At 63.0% G+C, this 18,132-nt stretch carries 13 protein-coding genes; 3 read left to right on the plus strand and 10 right to left on the minus strand.

The genetic code is table 11. From position 1 onward, the window contains the following. Positions 1 to 629: 629 nt before the first annotated feature. Entirely contained in the window at positions 630 to 1,529 is a 900-nt protein-coding gene (locus tag Spa11_RS12285) for a DUF6985 domain-containing protein (protein ID WP_145112636.1), read from the plus strand. Between the two features lie 276 nt (positions 1,530 to 1,805). On the opposite strand, the gene Spa11_RS12290 is transcribed toward Spa11_RS12285, so the two are convergent. Beyond that, positions 1,806 to 2,828, minus strand: a complete 1,023-nt coding sequence (locus tag Spa11_RS12290; protein ID WP_197529343.1) for a DUF1559 domain-containing protein — start codon at positions 2,826 to 2,828, stop codon at positions 1,806 to 1,808. On the opposite strand from Spa11_RS12290, the gene Spa11_RS22965 reads away from it, so the two are divergent. Next, positions 2,827 to 3,123 carry a hypothetical protein gene (locus Spa11_RS22965; protein WP_197529344.1) on the plus strand — a complete coding sequence of 99 codons (297 nt, stop codon included), beginning with the start codon at positions 2,827 to 2,829 and terminating at the stop codon, positions 3,121 to 3,123. The two genes, Spa11_RS12290 and Spa11_RS22965, sit on opposite strands and share 2 nt — an antisense overlap. Positions 3,124 to 3,257: 134 nt before the next feature. Here Spa11_RS22965 and Spa11_RS12300 read toward each other — a convergent pair whose 3' ends face one another. The 6 genes from Spa11_RS12300 to Spa11_RS12325 are packed head-to-tail and all read right to left on the minus strand — an operon-like array spanning position 3,258 to position 8,773. Next, complete coding sequence (locus Spa11_RS12300; protein ID WP_145112643.1) at positions 3,258 to 3,767, minus strand: type II secretion system protein; 510 nt, start codon at positions 3,765 to 3,767, stop codon at positions 3,258 to 3,260. Then, positions 3,764 to 4,198 (minus strand): hypothetical protein, encoded by a 435-nt coding sequence (locus tag Spa11_RS12305; RefSeq protein ID WP_145112645.1) that lies wholly within the window; start codon positions 4,196 to 4,198, stop codon positions 3,764 to 3,766. Before Spa11_RS12305 ends, Spa11_RS12300 begins: the two co-directional genes overlap by 4 nt. After that, positions 4,198 to 5,442: a type II secretion system F family protein gene (locus Spa11_RS12310; RefSeq protein WP_145112647.1), complete on the minus strand. Its 1,245-nt coding sequence runs from the start codon at positions 5,440 to 5,442 to the stop codon at positions 4,198 to 4,200. Before Spa11_RS12310 ends, Spa11_RS12305 begins: the two co-directional genes overlap by 1 nt. Positions 5,443 to 5,482: 40 nt before the next feature. Beyond that, positions 5,483 to 6,538 (minus strand): type II secretion system F family protein, encoded by a 1,056-nt coding sequence (locus Spa11_RS12315; protein ID WP_145112649.1) that lies wholly within the window; start codon positions 6,536 to 6,538, stop codon positions 5,483 to 5,485. A gap of 33 nt (positions 6,539 to 6,571) precedes the next feature. Then, positions 6,572 to 7,606, minus strand: a complete 1,035-nt coding sequence (locus Spa11_RS12320) for a type II secretion system F family protein (RefSeq protein WP_145112651.1) — start codon at positions 7,604 to 7,606, stop codon at positions 6,572 to 6,574. A gap of 39 nt (positions 7,607 to 7,645) precedes the next feature. Further along, on the minus strand, positions 7,646 to 8,773 hold the full coding sequence (locus Spa11_RS12325) for a GspE/PulE family protein (RefSeq protein WP_145112653.1): 1,128 nt from the start codon (positions 8,771 to 8,773) through the stop codon (positions 7,646 to 7,648). A gap of 596 nt (positions 8,774 to 9,369) precedes the next feature. Here Spa11_RS12325 and Spa11_RS12330 point away from each other — a divergent pair. After that, complete coding sequence (locus Spa11_RS12330) at positions 9,370 to 13,671, plus strand: beta strand repeat-containing protein (RefSeq protein ID WP_145112655.1); 4,302 nt, start codon at positions 9,370 to 9,372, stop codon at positions 13,669 to 13,671. A gap of 490 nt (positions 13,672 to 14,161) precedes the next feature. Here the strand turns inward: Spa11_RS12330 and Spa11_RS12335 are convergent, their stop codons facing one another. The 3 genes from Spa11_RS12335 to Spa11_RS12345 form a co-directional block, all read right to left on the minus strand. After that, positions 14,162 to 16,012: an AAA domain-containing protein gene (locus Spa11_RS12335; RefSeq protein ID WP_391503292.1), complete on the minus strand. Its 1,851-nt coding sequence runs from the start codon at positions 16,010 to 16,012 to the stop codon at positions 14,162 to 14,164. Then, positions 16,000 to 16,896, minus strand: a complete 897-nt coding sequence (locus Spa11_RS23285; protein ID WP_145112660.1) for an AAA domain-containing protein — start codon at positions 16,894 to 16,896, stop codon at positions 16,000 to 16,002. The genes Spa11_RS12335 and Spa11_RS23285 overlap by 13 nt, the downstream gene beginning before the upstream one ends. 331 nt (positions 16,897 to 17,227) lie before the next feature. Further along, positions 17,228 to 17,407: a hypothetical protein gene (locus Spa11_RS12345; protein WP_145112662.1), complete on the minus strand. Its 180-nt coding sequence runs from the start codon at positions 17,405 to 17,407 to the stop codon at positions 17,228 to 17,230. Positions 17,408 to 18,132 lie beyond the last annotated feature (725 nt).

Below are 18,132 nucleotides of genomic sequence, written 5' to 3' on the forward strand. Positions count from 1 at the left end.
AAAACGCAGGTCTCCCAGTCAGAAGCAGGAAGCAGGGTCCTCCTGTAGGCCCCTCTCGAAAGGTCATCCCGGCCGCGGCCGCAGCAGACATACCGTCCGTCCGGTGAGTTTTGCGGGTCAGGGCAGCTTGGTTCTGCCGCGACACGCGCGTCTGCCGCCCAAACCTAAGTCTTTCGGCACCAGGTACTGCCGCAGGTCACACGGCGTAGTTCCGTCCTCCGCGCCTCCCGAGGCGTTTCACGCCTCAGCAGATTTGGCTGTGTTGGAATTAGACCGCAGCAGCGGCGAACGACTCAACTTTGTCGTCGAGCCGCGTCGCTCAGAATAAACCGATCCGAGGTTAGTAGGCACCACCGGATCGACCGCCGTAGGCGCCGTTTCAAATACAAGGCCGATCGCCGGGTGTCACGTGTGCATGATCAATGGCAAATGGCATGATTTTGCTCACGTACTGGCGTCTTCAAAAGGGCGACGTACATGGCCATATCAGATATCCTAGTGGGCAACCTATTGCCCGCTGATCGGCATAACCTCAGTTCCACCCGACCGCCGCGACGACTAGCGTGATGGAAAGCTAACCGGGCGGCCGGTGCAGTTTTTCGTCAGACCTCTGGTGATTTAGCGATTCCATGTCCGCAAAAGACCCGCTTACGATCATCGGCCAACCGCCGCCGACCGCCGCCGAACGACAGCAGGTCATGGCATTTGCCGAGGCGACCGGTCGGCCGGCGAAGTTCTGTCGTGCCGCGATACTCGAAGCAAAGGGCGACGAAACGGAGGCAATGCGGCTAATTCAGGACGAAGCGTTCGTGCGGTTGCACACCGACTTTGATTTCGACGCGATGTTCAAACTGGCCGCCAACCCGGCGGCAATCATGGAGTATACGACGCGGCAGGAGATGACCCACGCCGGCAAGAGCGAGGCCGAGATCGCCCAGGCCACTGCGGAGCTAAAGCAAGAATTGGCCGAATGCACCGAACGAGAGGCGGCGTTTAAAAAACGCGAACGGCAACGGGTGAAAAAAGTTCTTGGCAAGATAGTCGACGACCCCGTGTTCGGAAGGCTCGCACACGATGGGTACAGCTGGAGCGGTACGATCAACCTCCCGCCATTTGGTGAAGGAATTGAGCTGATTGTCGAGCCGCCCGAACCAACCGAAGAGTTGGTCTATCCGACCCGCCGACAGCGGGAGGTTTTCGCGCGATTCAGGGCCCAGGCTGAGACTCGATATCGGCAGGCGGAGCGAGCCCACTTCGAGTCTTTCCGCGAGGTCCGTCCGCAGTTGGTCAACGAGCAGGAACATATGGTCAGCTTAGTGTCAAATTGGACGGTTGATCCGGTGCCCGACCCGCAAGAACCCGCCGATATCTGGGCCCAGATCGAAGGCGAGCCAACCCTCATCGTTGGCCCAGACATTGGCGGCAATCCGGTTGCCATCACGCTCGCCTACGAAGTGGCGTGGGACCCCGAACACGGCAACTACTTACGATTCGAGAGCGGTTGCGTCGTCCAGATCGGTGGCCCCTAGAACTCCAATGGTAATCAGTCAGGGTCGAGGGCACTCCGCCGGGCGTCACAGTTAGCTCGCCTTGCAGTGCGAAGCGGATACCCGGCATCCAAACTCGCGTCGGTGCAGTTCATCTCCGTCAGTTTCGGGATCGCCAAATCTGCGGAGACTTCATCGTTCTCAGCGCCGAGAAGTTTCACTTCTACGCAGACTTGGCGGCTGTAAAAAAACCAGCCCGGAGCGTGTCAGGACTCTACTACTTCAAAGCGGGTCGTAATCGCAAGTCTGGTCGTATGGCTAAAGGTCGTCGATATCGACCATCTTGCCGTCTTCGCGATTGGCGAGTTTCGCGAGTACCCCGACATCGGTGTCGTCGCCGACGAATCGGATGGAGCCGTCAGCTATCGCGAATTGGCAGCCGCCCGGGTGGTGGCTACCGAACCCGCCGACAGCGAGCGGGTTGTTCGGGTCGCCTCCCCGCGGGATGTACGGGTCGTCGCTTTGTTCGGCGTCATCCACCGGAGCTTCGTCGCCCGACTCCTCCTCAAGGCCGTCATCTCCTCCGAAGTCATCACTGCCACTGCCATCGTAGGTTTGGTAATTTGCCGCGGATTCCCACCAGGGTGGAAGCGAGCCGCCACCCCAGCGATCGGGTTGCTTACCGCCGTTCCCGTTGATGGCGACGCCAACATTGCGCAGCGTCGCGGGCGTCCCGCTCATCCAGCCGAGATCGGTCAAGCCGTCAGTGATCTTTTCTCCGATCAGCAGTGAGTAGCCGGCGCCGTCCAGCATCTCCTCAAACCTGATTCGGCTGTTGAGGAACAAGAGGCCCGTGTTGGTCTCTGCGATCGGCGCCTCAGCGTCATGATGGACTCCAGCGTAGCTCGAGTAGGGGTAATCGTCCGCGGGCGTGCTCGGGCATCGCAGGAGCTCGATCCCCGACTGCCGCACCGCGTTATTCAACCGATGGTAGGCGCCTACCTCAAGGTCCATCATGCGGTAACGCACCTGCTCGCCCATGTAGGGGAGGATCCGCACGATCCAACTCTTGTGATCGCCTTCGGGCAGATTACGGATCGGTCCGGTCGGGTTGGTCGAGCCGCTGGGGAATCTCTCGAAGGCCGCCTCGAAGTTGTGCACCCCAATTGTCACCTGCCGCAAGTTGTTCTGGCAGGATGATCGTCGAGCGGCTTCGCGAGCCGCCTGGACCGCTGGAAGCAGCAACGCGACCAAGATGCCGATGATCGCGATCACTACGAGCAGTTCGACTAAGGTGAATCCCAACGACCTTCGCAGGGAGCGACGTAGTAGTACGGACATGGCGACTAGTGTCTTGTTGAAGGAGAACAGCAGTTCAGAAGCGGTGCGATATCGTGTGGCGAACGGGAGAATCAGCGATGGGGGACAACGCGACCTGGGCGATGATACGCTGGGCGTCGTCGCCATCGGTCGCGTCGATGGTGATCTGCACTTCCGCGCCGTATTCCTGCCCCAGCTGGACGGCGCTAACCTGCCAAACTTCGCCGGTGTAATTTGGCTCAGTGTTCAAGCGCGCGACGGCCCGGGCGACGGCGGCCTCGGCGAGCCGCTCGGCTTGGCGCTGCTGATGCTGTAGCCTCGCTAGGCGACGTCCCTGCAGAACGCTCGTCGTCCAGCCTGTCGCAAGAGCGGCCGTGACCATAAGCAGTACGAGGACCGCGATCATAACGAACCCCGGCCGCTGAGAGAGCTTCGAGTGATGTGGCTGTCTCATTCCGAGTCCCTCGCGATCCGAAGACGGGCGTTACGATTCAGCTCCGCGAGGAGAATCCTAAAGACCGGTTTCGCTTCGCCGTCAGTTAGCTGTGACCCGTGGAAGTTCATCACGAGGACTCCATCGTCGTCCAGCCGGTCACTCGACACGGACCATCCCACGTCGGTAGGTAGCCGAAAGAAAGCAGACTTTCCGTCCGCGACTCGCTCCCATCGGCCCGCATCAGGGGTGTAAGTGATGCCCTCCCCGTTCGGCAAAGTAAGGCTCAACGTCGGCGAGTCGAAGCGAGCTTCTTCGGCGGCTCGGACATCGGTCCGGAGGCGTTCGGCAAGGCGTTCGAGATCGCTCGACTCCGCGCCAATCGCATCGAACCGGTGATCGACGCGGGCGAGGCTTGCGAGCCCGTTTCCCACCAGTCCGAACGCGATGGTAACCAGGAAGATAACGACGACGAGTTCGACGAGGCTGGTGCTGCCGCGGCGGCGATATCGGACGGGACGTTTCATGGCTCGACGCCCTCCACGGAATAGACCCAGGTCGTCAGGGTTCGGCGAAGGGGTTCGGCTGCCGGCGTTGGGCGCCAAGTGAGAACGAATTGCAGACGTTTGCCGGTGATTGGGGTGGCTTCCTCTGCTACCTCGACAGAGAGGCTCCAACGATGCAGCCTCTCTATGGCCTGCGGCGGTGGCTGGATGTCGGCTAGCCTCTCCGCAGTGATGTCGCCCCAGTCGAGTGCGAGGGCGAGCTCCATCGCATTGTCGAGCGTTTCGGCGGCGAGCCGCTCTTGAGTCGTCAGGCGCCACTGGCGGTCGATTGTCTGCGTCGTGCGGCTGATCACTACTAGGGCGATGCCCAACGCCACCAGCCCCGCGACGCACTCCAAGAGGAGCGACCCGTTACGGCTTCGTACCGTGTGTTGTCTGGAGTGAAGCAACATCAGGCTAGTCCGTTGATTAGCTTGACGAGCGGCACGAACAACGCGATGCAGATCCAAGCGACAAAGAGACCGAACAAGACAATTGCAAGCGTGAACCCGACCTGTTGCCAAGCCTCCCATCGAAACGCGGCTTGAGCGACGCAGCGGTCAGCTATGGACCGCAAAGCCCATGGCGCATTGCCGACTGCTTGAGCCGCCTTCAAGAGGTCCCTGTCAACCGGATCGATGAGGTCCGCCCGCTGGAGTGACATTGGCAAGTCGGCGCCGCTCGCTATCTCGTCATGGCATTGGTGCAGACGATGGGCGATGAAGAAAATCGGATACTTAGGCTTACCATGCGCGAGTCGATCGATCGCATCGGGTAGCGGCATCCGGTTTTCTATCATGTTCGCCAATAGCCGCAGGACATCGGCGCGACGCCAAGCACTAAAAAGGTAGTCGTTTAACGACGCTAAGACGGGTAGATCGACTGCATAGCAGAGCATGACGATCACGACGAGAAGTCCGACGAGAATTAGCGTCAACGAAATGAGACTGACCAATAACTCGGCGAACGGAAACTGATGCAGTCCGATCAGCGAACGGCTGATCGCTGGCAGTTCTAGCCCGAAATCGATGAAGATCGCTTCGAATGAAGGGACGATCGCCACGAAGATGAAGGTCACGATGCCGATCATCAGCAAGGTCACCCACGCCAGATAGCTGAAGCGGCGGGTGAGGCCCCACACTTGCGACCGCTGGTCCTCTACAGGCTCAAGACCAGCCACGACCGAGATCGGCAGCCCCCCGTCGGCCGCCAAGGCGGCGTACGCCTGCGCCATCGGTGGGAACGCTCTTGCGTTCTTGCCGATAGCGACGGGCAGTTCCGTCCCCTTCGCAAGGTCCTTGACGAATCGCCGCAGGCGTCGGCGGACTGGCCCACGAAAACGTTCGAGGCGCCATTGCAAAGCTGGCCCGACGGGGAGGTTGGCGGCCATCGCTCGGGTCACGATCGACCACGCCTCTTGTCGCATTTGCGATCGCTTCGCCAGCGCCATCTCGAGCCCAGAGTACCACACGACAAATACGGGGATGAACGCCCCAAACAGCGACCATATCGCGAGCACGCAAGCAAGAGGGATCAGCAGCAACCAGCTGATGCCGCGGAACAGCAAGTAGACCGGGTCGCGCCGCTCGGGACCGCGTGCTCCGTAAGTAAGGCGCAGCAGGAACCGGATCGCGAAACCGATAGCGAGCGTCGTCAAAACGATGGTAAATGGATTGAAAATCAATACAGCCGGCGAGTCAGGATAGCCCTTCGATCAACTTGACCATCGGCAAGAAGATCGCGGGGACGAACAGCATGAGAAACCCACCCACCAGCAAGATCATGAGGGGGGGAAGCGAGCAAGAGAGAAACTCCAGTTGTCGTCGTGCGTGGGCCGAATAGCTCGACGCGGCTGACTCCAAGGCGGCGGGCAGGGCGCTGATTTCTTCGCCCTCACGGATCTGCCCGACAAGGTCCCTCTCGAAGTGCCGCGACGCACTCATCGCATCGGCGAGACTCTTGCCTGCGTCGCAACGCCGCGCGACTCGTAGCGCCGCCGTGGCAAGATTCTGATCGATCAATCCCGCCGCCGCGCATCGCAACGATTCGCCTAACGGAAGACGCGCCTTGGTGTAGGCCGCCAGCATTCTGGCGAGCGAAGCATGGCCCTCGTAGGTCCACAGAGGGCCAATGAAGGGCAAGCTGCCAACGAACCAATGCACGTAGCGAGCCAACCCCGGCGTCATTGCCATCACGAAGAGTCCGGCGACTGTCGGCCCGATAAGTAGGATGGCGAGCGGAGCCCAGCGGCAAAACCAGAAGAAGAACTCGGTAGCCGCCGGCAGTTCGAGCCCGAAACTGCCGTACATCAAAGCGAATTCAGGGACGAGAACCCACGATGAAAAGAGGATGACCCCCACCAGCATCGTCGAGACGAGCAACGGGTAAGTGAAGATCGCAAACAAACGGCTCCGTAATTGGCGTTCGCTGGTGACGACGTTCGACAAGGCCGGCAGCACCGTTGATAGATCCCCACCCGCTTCGGCGACCATCTGCAATTGCCTGCGGAGGCTCTTCGGAAAGCGAGGTGAAACCTCCGCGAGGGCGGCTTTCAGCGAGCGGCCGCCCTCGAGCTCATCGGCAAGCGATTCAATCGCAACGCCTACACGGCCGCCATGCTCTTCCCCGAGTGCGCGAAGCATCGCGGGCAGCGGCAACCGCCACTCGGTTCCCAACGCTATCTGAGCGGCGGGCGTCACCCGGGCGCCGTCGTTGGCGGGTCGATCGATGGAGGAGTCTTCAGGCGGAAACACACGGGGCCTTCGTAGAGGGGCCGATGCTGAACGTCAAAACCACCCCGCCATCTCTTTCAACGATTGGATGTACGGCCAGAGCATTAATACCGCGTAGATTACTACTGCGCTTCCACCAAGAACAGCTGAAGAGATCACCGGCAGCATGACGGCGGTGGTGTCCGCCGCCAAAGAAGCTCGCTCTTCGTAAGACGAGGCGGCTTGGTCGATCGCCTCGCTTAAGACGGCGGCGTCTCCTTGCATCGCCACGGCCGAGCGAACCAGGGGTGGCAGCTGTTTCAACGCATCGCCTTCGTCGCTCACTGCGTTTCCTTGACGGATCGCCTCGGCGAGCCGTTTAGAAGGCCCCAGATAGCGTGGCCATCCTGTCGCCTCGGCGGCGAGCTCCAACGCGACCGGCAAGGAGGTTCGTTGCTTTAGCATCAGCGTCAGCAGTCGGCAGTAGGTAGAGGCTGCCGTCAGCCTGAGGACGTTCCGAACGCCGGGCAGATTGGCGGCGGAGCCCAATGGCGCCGCCAATACTCCTCCGTCGGGACCACCGCGCGCCACAACCCACAGCACTAACACACCTAAGAGGATGGGTCCGCCGTAGAGGAATGCCCCCATCACCACACGCCGCATCTCAGCGTCGGGGTTGCCGGCAGGCGACGCGGTGATCCAGTCGTACTCGGGGAGCAACGTTTGGCTAGAGAACAGCAAGAGTGTCCACGCGGCGACGGCCACGAACACCGGGTAGCCCGCCGCCATCACACAAGTGCGCCGCAGTTGCAACGATCGCGTCAGCGCATCGCTCAGTTCTTGTAGCGCCGCGGGTAACTGACCGCAGGCTTCCCCGGCTCGCACCAAGGCGGCGTAGTAGCGGGGCAGCGCTCCATCGGCCTCAATGGCCTCGCCGAGAGTCTGACCCGCTTGGATACTCTCTCCGAGCCGGGCCTTTATCGAATCGGCGCCCTTCAACATGCCGGCGGCTTGGGAAAGCGTCGGGGCGAGCGGCAGGCCGCCCCGTGTGAGCGCCAGGATCTCTGCGTTCACTGCGATCAGTTCTTCGAGAGTCGCGCGCTTCGGCATCGTTGCTATCTCGCTCCACCAGATACTCAGAATGCGGGACTACGCACCACCGCCTTCGGTCCACCCCAATACGCGATCGACCTCTAGTTGATCCGTGACCCCGGCAGAAACGAGGTCGGCGGCCTGCGAACGGAGGCAGGCGACCTGGCGGTCTTGGAGTTCCTTCGCGAACTGTGCCCTATCGTATCCCGGGTGGATCGACTCAGCGAGCGTGGATGTCGTGAGATCGACCGCTTCGGCGACGACAACGCGTCCCCGGTAGCCGATACCTCCACAGGCTTGGCAGTCTCTATGCGTTAGGCCGCGCCGGCACTCGAGGCAGAGTCGGCGGAGCAGTCTCTGAGCGACTATAGCCCGCGTCGCAGATCGAATCATGTACGCCGGTGCCCCCATGTCGAGCAGCCGGGTGATGGCCGTCGCCGCATCGTTGGCGTGGAAGGTCGTGACGACCAACTGTCCGGTAACCGCCGCTTGAAAAGCGATGTGCGCCGTCTCGGAATCGCGGATCTCGCCGACATAGATGACTTCCGGATCTTGCCGGACAATGGACCGGAGGCCGGCATGCATGTCGAAGCCTGCATATGGATTCGCCTGCGATTGTGCGACGCCGGGCACGATCACCTCGACCGGGTCTTCGAGCGAGACCACGCTCCGACCACCAGCCGATTGCTCGCGGATCGTACGCAAACTGGCGTAAGCCGTCGTCGTTTTCCCGGCGCCAGACGGACCGACGAACAGCACCGCCCCGGTCGTTTGAGCCAGAGATCGCTCAAGGACTCGCGCTACGTCCACCGGCATCCCAATACCACTCAGTGTCGCAAGTTCCCCGGCGTCTTCCGACATGACTCGCGCGACGATTCGCTCGCCAAAAACCGTCGGCAGTGTGCTGACGCGCATTGGTCGGCCCAGCCCTTCGAGGTGGAGGCGTCCTTCTTGCGGCTTGTTGGTTTCGTACGTCAGCAGGCCGGACAGCACCTTCAATCGCGATACGATATTCGGGCCGATTGCCGGCGGAAAAGTCACGACCAATTGCATGACCCCGTCGATTCGCCACTCGGCCAAGAGCCCCTCGGGCGTTGGCGTCAGGTGCAGGTCACTCGCCCCTTTCGAGAGAGTCTGCTCGAGCAAGACTTGGACGAGTTCCGGCGCCTTCGAGGGCCATGTCATAGCGCTAGGCCGATTCTCGAATGGCGCGGGGCACCAGATGGATGGCGATGAGCAACCTGCGAAGGTCGGCCGTTACCTAGCCGCACTCATCCTAAGATAGATGGCATTCTAAGAGAGGTCGCGACCATTCTCCACCTCTCACGGCGCAAATTCCGCCAAGACGCAGGTCCAGAGATGTCAGCGAACGAGCAACGCCGGCTCGCCGAGCGGAAGTTCGACGCACCGGGGAACCTAGTCAGCGTCGGCGCTATACTGCTTACCGGCTTTCGACATCTGCCAAACCTGCGGAGGCTTCATAGTTCTCTGCGCCGAGAAGTTTCACGCCGACCATCGAGCACGGCTTGCAGCGGAGACGAACGCGAGACTGACAACGCGGGGGGCCCGCTCACGACCGGCGAGGCTGCTCGCGCTTGCGGTCGGCGTCGTTGAATTGCACGGGGGTTCGCGATGCGCAGGGTTGCGCTGCTTGAACGGCTAATTCTGGGCGATCACGGGTGACAAGTGGCCTGGAACCCGGCCTGCGCTTAGACTGACACCCTGATTTGATTGATCGGCTTCGTTCGATCGGCCCGCCCTCCGGCCCCAGCGACAACTCGATGCCTCTTCGCTTCTTCGCTCTTTATCTGCTTGGCGTCGTGACGGCTCGAGCCGTGGCGCTCGACCAGGTCATTAACCTGCCGCCCGCGACGTCGCTGGCGGGTTTGCAGTCGAACACGCAGGTCAATGTGCTGGACGGGGCGAACCTGTCGGGGTTTCAGGTCCCTGACAGCCTGACGGGGGTTGAAGTCAATGTCCTGGGAGGGACGATCCAGCAAAGTGTCATCGTCAGCGGGTTGAATCAACTTAACATCGCTGGTGGTTCGATCGGAAGTCGTTCGATCGGCAACAGCGGCGTTGCAGGCAGGTCGATCCAAGTGACGGGCGGCGAAGTGTCGGCTTTAGCGCCGAGCCACAGTTTGTTGATGGGAGGCGGGCACGTGCACCGACTTTCTTTGCGTCAGCCGACACTGACGGCGGATATTTCCGGGGGGAACATCGACGCTTTGGACTCGCGTAGCGGCGCCACGACGCTCATCCGCGGCAGCCGAGTCGGAAACATCGTGGCGCTCGCTGACGCCGCGACCACGCTCCGCGGGGACGACTTCCGCCTTGATGGGACGCCCGTCACGGGGACTGTGTCGGTCGGGAGGTCGTCGATCCTCACCGGCGTGCTGGAAGACGGGTCGAGTTTTATTTTCGCGTCGGCGGGGCTGAACCCTTACGGCGACTGGCTCGAGAATGTGCAGCTCGATGTGGTCCCGCTGCCTGCCGCCGCCTCGGTGGTTGACCTGTCGGTCACCCCCGTTCCGAACGGTCTTCGCGAAGGTCAGACGCTTATCGCCTCGGCCGGCGACGACCTGGGCGACAACTTCCACGCCACCAGCGCGACGATCGAACTTGGCGCGGGCGACCTGGGAGAGCGTGCGAAGCTGCTCGACTCGAAGCTGATCGTCGATGGCGGCTCGGTACGCAAAAACCTGTTGATCTATCCCGGGTCGGAAATCGAGCTGCGGAGCGGGTCGATCGCCAGCTTTCGTTCGGCCGTGTTCGACTCGCCACTGCCCTACGGAGCGACTTCGAGCCTGAAGATGCTTGGCGGAACGATCGGCAGCGACGCGGCTTTTGCGGACGACCCCGCGATAGGGGTCGGGATGGCGGTCACGATCGCGGGGGGTGAGGTGCTCGACGAGTTACGTCTCAGCGAGTCCTCGCTCACTCAATCAGGGGGGCGCCTCACCAACTTGAGCGTCACCGATTCAACCTACAACATCACCGGTGGATCGGCCGAAGACGTGCGGCTCGGCGGCGGGACAATGTTGATGGACGGCGGCGCCATCCGGCGACTGCAGGTGGTCGGCGGCCAGGCCGTCATCGAAGGGGGCCGTTTGGGCTCGCTTTCGGGAGCGGCGCAGCTCGCGGGCCAGTTCGAGCTGGACGGCGTCCCCGTGTCGGGACCGACGACGGTCCCCAGCGGCTCGGTGCTGACGGGCGTGCTCGTCGATGGTTCGACGCTGGCGTTCTCGCCGATGTTTGATGACGAGTTGGGGAATTTGCAGTTGGTTTCCGCTCCGGTTCCGCCCGCGACGCCGAAGGTCCTCAACGCGCCGTACGACGCGATCCCCAACGGCATCCGTGACGGGCAGCTCTTGACGCTCGCGCCGGGCGCCGACGCGGGGCACGACTTCGTCGCGCTCGATGCGACGCTCAATGTCGCGGGGGGAACAGTTGGCGATGGCGCCGTGGTCGCGGGCGGCGTCACGCTGCTTTCTTCCGGCACGATTGGAAGAAGTTTTAACGCGATCGACGACGCGGTGGTCGTCGTCAGCGGTGGCCGCCTAGGCCCGGCGGCGGGCGGATCGTTCGACAACGCCCAAGTGCTGCGCGGGAGCACGCTGTCCGTCGTGGGGGGTGAGGTTCCGGGGCGCCTCGTCGTTGGCAGCGGCAGTTCAGTGAACGCCGTTGGCGGTTACGTGCGCGAGATCCGCCCACTTGGTAGGTCTACCGTACACGTTGGCGAAGAAGCGCAAATCGGCGCCATCGCCAACACGTCTCTGTACGGAGATGTCGGATCGGAGCGTATCGACCTGCGCATCGTCGGCGGGACCGTCGACTACATCGGGTTGCGACAGAGCGATGTTGAGATCGTCGCTGGCGACATCCGCAGTGCCTTCATGAGTGAGGGCAGTGTCGGGACGATCCGAGGAGGCACCCTCGAGTCTTCCGGCGCCGGCCCAGGTGGCCTGCTAACACTTATCGACGGCGTTGTAAGCGGAGGCATTTCCGCCGGCACTTCCGGTAGCTCCGTGCAGAGTCCCAATGGATTGGTTGCGGTCAAGGGCGGTCTCGTTGGGAATGCTACAGCACTACGGCAGGGTGAAGTAACGATTGAAGGAGGCCGTATCACGGGGAACCTTCTCGCCGACGAGGGGACGATTGAGATCGTGGGCGGCCAAGTCGAGAATTTCACCAGCACAGACGGGAGCGCACAGCGTAATCGCATTGAGGATCGTGGCATTGTGAATCTCGCCGGTGGAGAAATCCGTGGCGGGTTCTTTGTCGAGCGCGGTGACTTCGGTGGTGCCGGATCGGCTCTCAACGTCGCCGGCGGCGTCTTCGGGCGGGCCAACCTCGCCGAGAATGGCGCGAAGGTGCGGCTCTACGGCGGCGAGTTCGCCCTCAACGGCGAAGCGGTCTCAGGCCAAGTCGATCCGATCGGCGACTACGTCCTTACCGGCACGCTCGGCGACGGCACGGTGGTGATTCTCGCGTCGGCGACGAGCGACGTCTTCGCGGCGGGGACGCTCGAACTCGTGTCAGCCGAAGTCCCGATGGCGCCGAGCGTCATCAACGCACCCTCCGAGCCGGCGCCACGCGGCCTCCGCGCCGGGCAGACGCTCAATCTCGGTGAAGGCGCCGCGATAGGTTACCACTTCGCCGCCGTTGATGCGACGCTCAACATGACCGGCGGTTCCATCGACTACGGCATAGAACTGCTGGGCTCGCAAGCTAATCTTGAGGGCGGGACCGTCGGCGAGGCGCTGTTTGTTCACGCCGGTTCGACCGTTAACATCGATGGCGCCTCGGTCGGTGACTACGCCACGGCCGGCGCCGGGGCGGTCGTGAACCTTTCGGCGGGAAGCCTCGGCGGGTTCACAACTTTCGAATCCGGGAGCGACCTCGTGATGAGCGGCGGCGCGATCGGGCGGCAGGCCCTGGTGCGTGGCGACGCACTCATCAGCGGCGGCGTGGTCGGGCGTGAGCTGCGAATGCGGACGGGCTCGGCGCTCGAACTCCGCGGCGCCGAGTTCCGACGGAATGGCGATCCGGTCAGCGGTCCGACGACGTTCCTGATCGGCGATATTCTCACCGGCGTCTTGTCGGACGGCACGCCCGTGTTGTTTGGCGCGGGCGACGCGCTGCTCAACGTGACGATCACCGAGACTGACGTCCCCGAAGCGCCGCTGGAAACAATCGTCGCGCCGGCGTCGCCGACGCCCCGCGGGCTCCGCGCGGGCCAGTCGCTCGTGCTGCAAGCGGGCGCGGCGACGGTCGCTGACTTCACCATGCTCGAGGCCGACGTCGTTGTTGATGGCGGCCAGATCGCCGATTACTTGGAGGCGCTCGACAGCCGCATCGAGCTGCGTGACGGATCGATTGGCGCCGAGGCGACTCTGTACGGCGATTCGCGTTTAACGGTCCGCGGCGGCGTGCTGGCGGCGGGCCTCACGGTTCGGAGTGGGGCGACGCTGAGCCAGATCGGCGGTGAGGTCGACAATCTCACGCTGACCGCCGGCGCCACGCTGAACGTTGGCGGCGGCGATTTCGGCGGGCAGCCCGAGGATTTGGCGGGCCGTGATTTCTGGACAACGACCGGTTCAACGATCAACCTCTTCGGCCTGTCGTTCACGCAGAACGGCGTCGATCTGCTAGCGAGTTTGGAACTGGGCCAATCCGTCGAAGTCGTCGATAAACTCGCGGCGATCGACGGCGTGCTGGCCGACGGGTCGGCCTTCGGTCTTGTGCCAGGCGGTCGCGCGCGGAGCATCGGAGCCGCTGCGTTCACGCTCACGAAGCTGCTGCTCGGCGACTTCAATCACGACGGCCTCGTGGACGCCGCTGACTACACCGTGTGGCGCGACAGCGAGGGCCAGCAGGTCGCCGCCGGCACGGGCGCGGACCACGACCTCGACGGCGAGATCACGTCGAGCGACCGCGACGTGTGGGCCGCCAACTACGGCCGCACGTTCGCCGTGGCACTCGCCGCGAGCGTGCCGGAGCCCGCCGGCGCTGGGCTGGTGACGCTCGCCACGCTGCTCGGCTTGACGCGCCGATCATGCCGGGGCCGGAGCGCCCCTTGAGCGTGTGCTGCTCGACGGGGCGCGGCAATCGACACCGTAATTGCTGATTTTTCGTGACGCGATTCAGGAAGCAAGACACGGTAAAAACACGATGAGATGAGTCAGCAACCAGCACGTCTTACGGTGCATACAAACGTTCCGTGATAGTCGTTCCCCGGCAGCTGGCAGGTGAGTCGATCGGCGTCGCACAATAGCACTAGGGTTTCCCAACGCGATACTAGCGGCCAATTAGTTCATTGGCGCGGCGGCGATAGTTGCATTGTTTCTGCAGTAGACCAGCCGAAATCGGGTGCAAATCGCGTCCTTGCGTGCAACTTCTGCAACGGCTAACTTGTCCGAAGTAGCGAAGCACCAACAGCTTGTGGCAATCGCGGTCGTTCGTAGACCCACTTCGGGACGCAAAGGTCGGAGGTTCGAATCCTCTCAGCCTGAGCTTGAAGAGCGATCGGCCTCGCGCAAACTCACAAGACCTGCGGAGGCTTCATCGTTCTCAGCAGTTTCGAAGACAACAAATAGAAGCACACACAGGCGGAGGGAAGATTGGACGCGTGCTGCGGAAGCTCTCCTTCAGCACGGTCGAGCGTCCCCGCAGGTCGAGCCCCATCCGGCTCCACATCGGCACGCCGCGGCCGTAGATGTTCTGCGCGTTGTCGAAGAAGATGTTTACCGAGCGGCTGTTGGGGTCGGTGGGGTCGCTCTGCTCGACCAGCAGCGACAGCAGCCGCAGTACGCTGGGGCCCATGTCCTGAGCCTCATCGATGAAGATCGCTTGGCACCGCGGCGCGATCGCGTCGAGGTCCGCGCGATTTAAGAACTTGGCGGCGGCGGCGTCGTAGTCGAACCCAAAATCCCGCGCCTGGAGTCCGGCCGTCGGCAAGATCCCCTCCAGCACCTCCAGCAGATGCAGCACGCTCACGCGTTCCCACGGCAAGGGGTCCGAGGCGTGTCGCTCCCGCCACGCTTTCTCGATCGACTGCACCAACAGCGATTGGAGCGTGCGGTTGGCGAACACCGCCCACAGGGTCGTGTCGGGCCGATCGCCCAGCCGCTCGAGGGACTGCGCCAGCCAGCTAGCGAGCACGGCCGTTTTACCGCTGCCGGCGACGCCCCGCACCAGCCGCGGCTTGCCGTCGAGCGACAGCCCACACAACCGCTGTTGATCCTCCGACATCACCGGCCGTAGCGTACGGCGGCTCTGGAGCTGACTCCCCAGCCGATCGTCGGTGGGCGCCCCAGCGACCGGTGACGCGGCCGCCGTCGCCAACTCGACCCGCTCCCACTCCCATCCGTCGCCCCTTCGTTGGAGCACGCACGGAACCAGTTGTTGACGCAGCCCACTGAGGAACGGCTCGTCCATCTCGGCGCGGCTCGCCAGCACAATCAGCGACTCCCGCGCTCGGCTCAGACCCACGTTCACTAGCCGCTTCCACTCCTCGTAAGGCCAGCCGCAGCTTCCCGCGTTGACGGTATCGAAGACCACCATGTCGGCTTCGGCGCCCTGCTGGCTGTGGACAGTCGAAGCCGACCAGCCGCCCCGTCCCTGCCGTGCGAGTTCATCGCCCACGAGTTTGGCCTGAGCGCGGTAGGGGGAGATAAAGAGTCCGTGCCGATCGTTCAGGTCGCCCGCGGCGAAGAGCCGCTCGAGCACGTCGAAGGTGGCGTGGCGCACCCAACTGCGATTACCCGGTCCCCGCTGAGCGCGGATCGCAGGAAGGTCGTCGACGGCCTGGTCAAGAACGCACCAGATGGCGCGCGGCGCGGCGGCGAACCGATCGGGCAAGGGGCACTGCCGTCCCAAAACCATCGGCGCGGTGCTCAGCGCGCCGCCGTAGTGGTAGCTCGACACGACCCCGCAGATCGCCGGGTGCATCCGATACTGCTCGCGTAGCGCGTGCACGCCGTCGGGACACGCGTCGATCCGGTCGAGGTGCGAAAGGCCGCTCTTGGCGAGCCAGCGGCCCTGGAGGGGCTCGATGACACGGCTAATGCGGCTGATCGGTGCCAGTTGCTTCGAATCGCCCACCAGGACAACGCGCCGCGCGGCGAGTAGCGAGAGAACGGCGGTCGCCGCCCGCGAGACCAGACCCGCCTCGTCGATCACCACGGTGGTGAACGGAGCGGCGCCGCGATCGAACTGATCGACGACATCCGCGTGGTTGAGCAGCATCATCGCTTTGTGCGACGTCGCGGTGATCACGCGCAAGTGAGCGTTGAGGAATTGCCCCAGCGACGCATCCGCCATCCGGGTGCGGATCTCCTTGATCGTGCGGCGTAGCTCGGCGCGACCAGCCGGATCGCGTGTCTGCTTCAGCTGCGCCGTCGCCTCGCTCAGCTCGACCAAGAGCTCGGTCTCGGCACCCCGCAGCAGCCCCTCCAGACCGACCGCGCGAAACTCGGGCAGGTTGGCCGTTTTTCCGATCCGGCGGACGGCTTCGAGATCGGCCGCCGATGCCCTCGTGCGATGGCGCGGCCGATCGACATCGCGACGCCATCGGTCGCTTTGTTCGTGGTCGAGACGATCAGCACCCGCTCGGAGGGATCTTCGAGCACCGCAGCAACCTGGCGGCCGATGGTGTAGGTTTTTCCGGTCCCGGGGGGGCCCCATATAACCGACCACGACTTCCGCCACCACGCTCTGAGCAGGGGCAGGCCGATTTCCGCGGGCCAACTCACGTCCGGATGGACGCCCCCTTCTGCCGCCGCCAAGCGGGATGGCAGGGTCGCCCGCGCGCCCGCCAAGGCAGGCGCTCGGTAGACCCGATCGAGGAACGCCAAGAACTCGTAGGGCCGGACGTAGAAGGCGCCCCTGCACGGCGGGGAGTTGGAGCTGTCGAGGACGAAGATTCTTCCGCCCGTCTCGTCGACCTCGAGCACGTCGGCAAGCCAGACAGCGTCATCGCTCAACTCACTCCCGTCGCACGCTGGCGTGGCCGTCGAAGCGGCTTGCTCGAACGCCTGCAACGAAGCGGGGCGGAGGGCCTGCGCGCCTTCCCACGTCCAGTCAAACTCCATCGCGTTCCCCACCCGGAGCTCGTGGATAACGCCCGCCTCGGTCCGCGAATGACGGACGACCTCGTGACAGCGGAGCCGCTTCCAGCGCGTCGTCGCCTCCAGCTCTCGCAGAACCACCTCAGTGGCTTGTGACAACCGCGAGTCATCGCCCGCGGGTAGATCGATCTCGCTCGCGAACTGGGTCATGCGGAACTGTTCGATTGTTTCGTCCAAACGGCTCTCCTCGTTAGGTTGCTTGTTGCGGATCGTCAACGGGGACCATCTAGGAATCGGTCGGCAGCGACAAGGCTAACAGTCGATAGTGACCAAAAGCGGCCGATGATCGCCAGTGCGGTCGTCATCTGGGAAGCCCCCGCCGAGTACGATCACCACTGAGGTATGCCGCCAATTGGCGGCAAGCGACGCGTTCTAGGCGAAGTCGAGGCAGCTGTCAGGACAGTCACCTGCGCCGTCGTAATTGTCATCCGACCAGTTGGTGTTAATCAGTTCGACTGGTCGCTCCGGCGTGGCTAGGCTGGTGGACCTCGGCAAGCAGGTGGCCGAGCTAGCAGAGAGCCACGGCGCGGTCTGAGGATGTCTCTGTGGGGTCGCTCATGACCCGCTGGCAGAGAGCGATCGCTTGCGAGGCGTGGAGGTCCTTCGAGTCGAGATTCGCCAGGCGTGGCAGGTGGGTGACGTGGTTCGGCAGCTGGACTTCGCGGCGGTCGCCAATGACGAGCGTCACGGCATCCTCCCAATGCCAGTTCGGCCGATTGTAGTTCGGCTGGCGTCACGCGATGTCCGGCCAGTAGCCCGCACGTCCTGCCCTCCAACGATCCGCTCCGGTGACATTGCCCGGCACCTTGAAGTCTTCAGCGAAACGAGGACGAGCCGACAACTATTTCTGGAAGGCGACCTTCTCGGCGTCGTCCGGCAATTGATAGGCGATCAAGCCGATTAGATGGTGACCCCCGTCGCTTCACTCGTGGGCAATCGAGGGCCAGAGCAACAGCAAGACGGCAAAGAATCGAACCATTGCGGGGCATGCCGAAGTAAAAATTCGCGGGCTCAAATCACCTTCCCGACGATCGCCTTCAACGACCGATACGAGCCCCGAAAAGTGGGTGTCACTTTACACCCGTTTGGTTTGTTTATGCGCGATTTCGGATGCAAACGCGTGACAATGCTTGCCAACTGGGTGTAGGCGCAAGTACGTTACCAGCTATTACTTTTAGACACTTTGCGTTCGCTTAGGGTGTCACCCCGCTGGCGTTTTGCAAGACCGAACCGGAGGATTCCCGGAGACTGCCCGTGCTTACGGAAGCTCGCCGAGAGTAAGAGTTTAGATCGGATTTGTCTACGCTCTCGTTAGCTACGCTTGGCGTCCGAAATCATCAAAACGGGAGTAGTGACTACTCCCGTTTTGGGCGCAGCCTGTTCGACTAGGCGAGGCGGGTCTGCTGGACAACG

Origin of the sequence: Botrimarina mediterranea (assembly GCF_007753265.1) — a bacterium.
Lineage (GTDB): Bacteria > Planctomycetota > Planctomycetia > Pirellulales > Lacipirellulaceae > Botrimarina > Botrimarina mediterranea.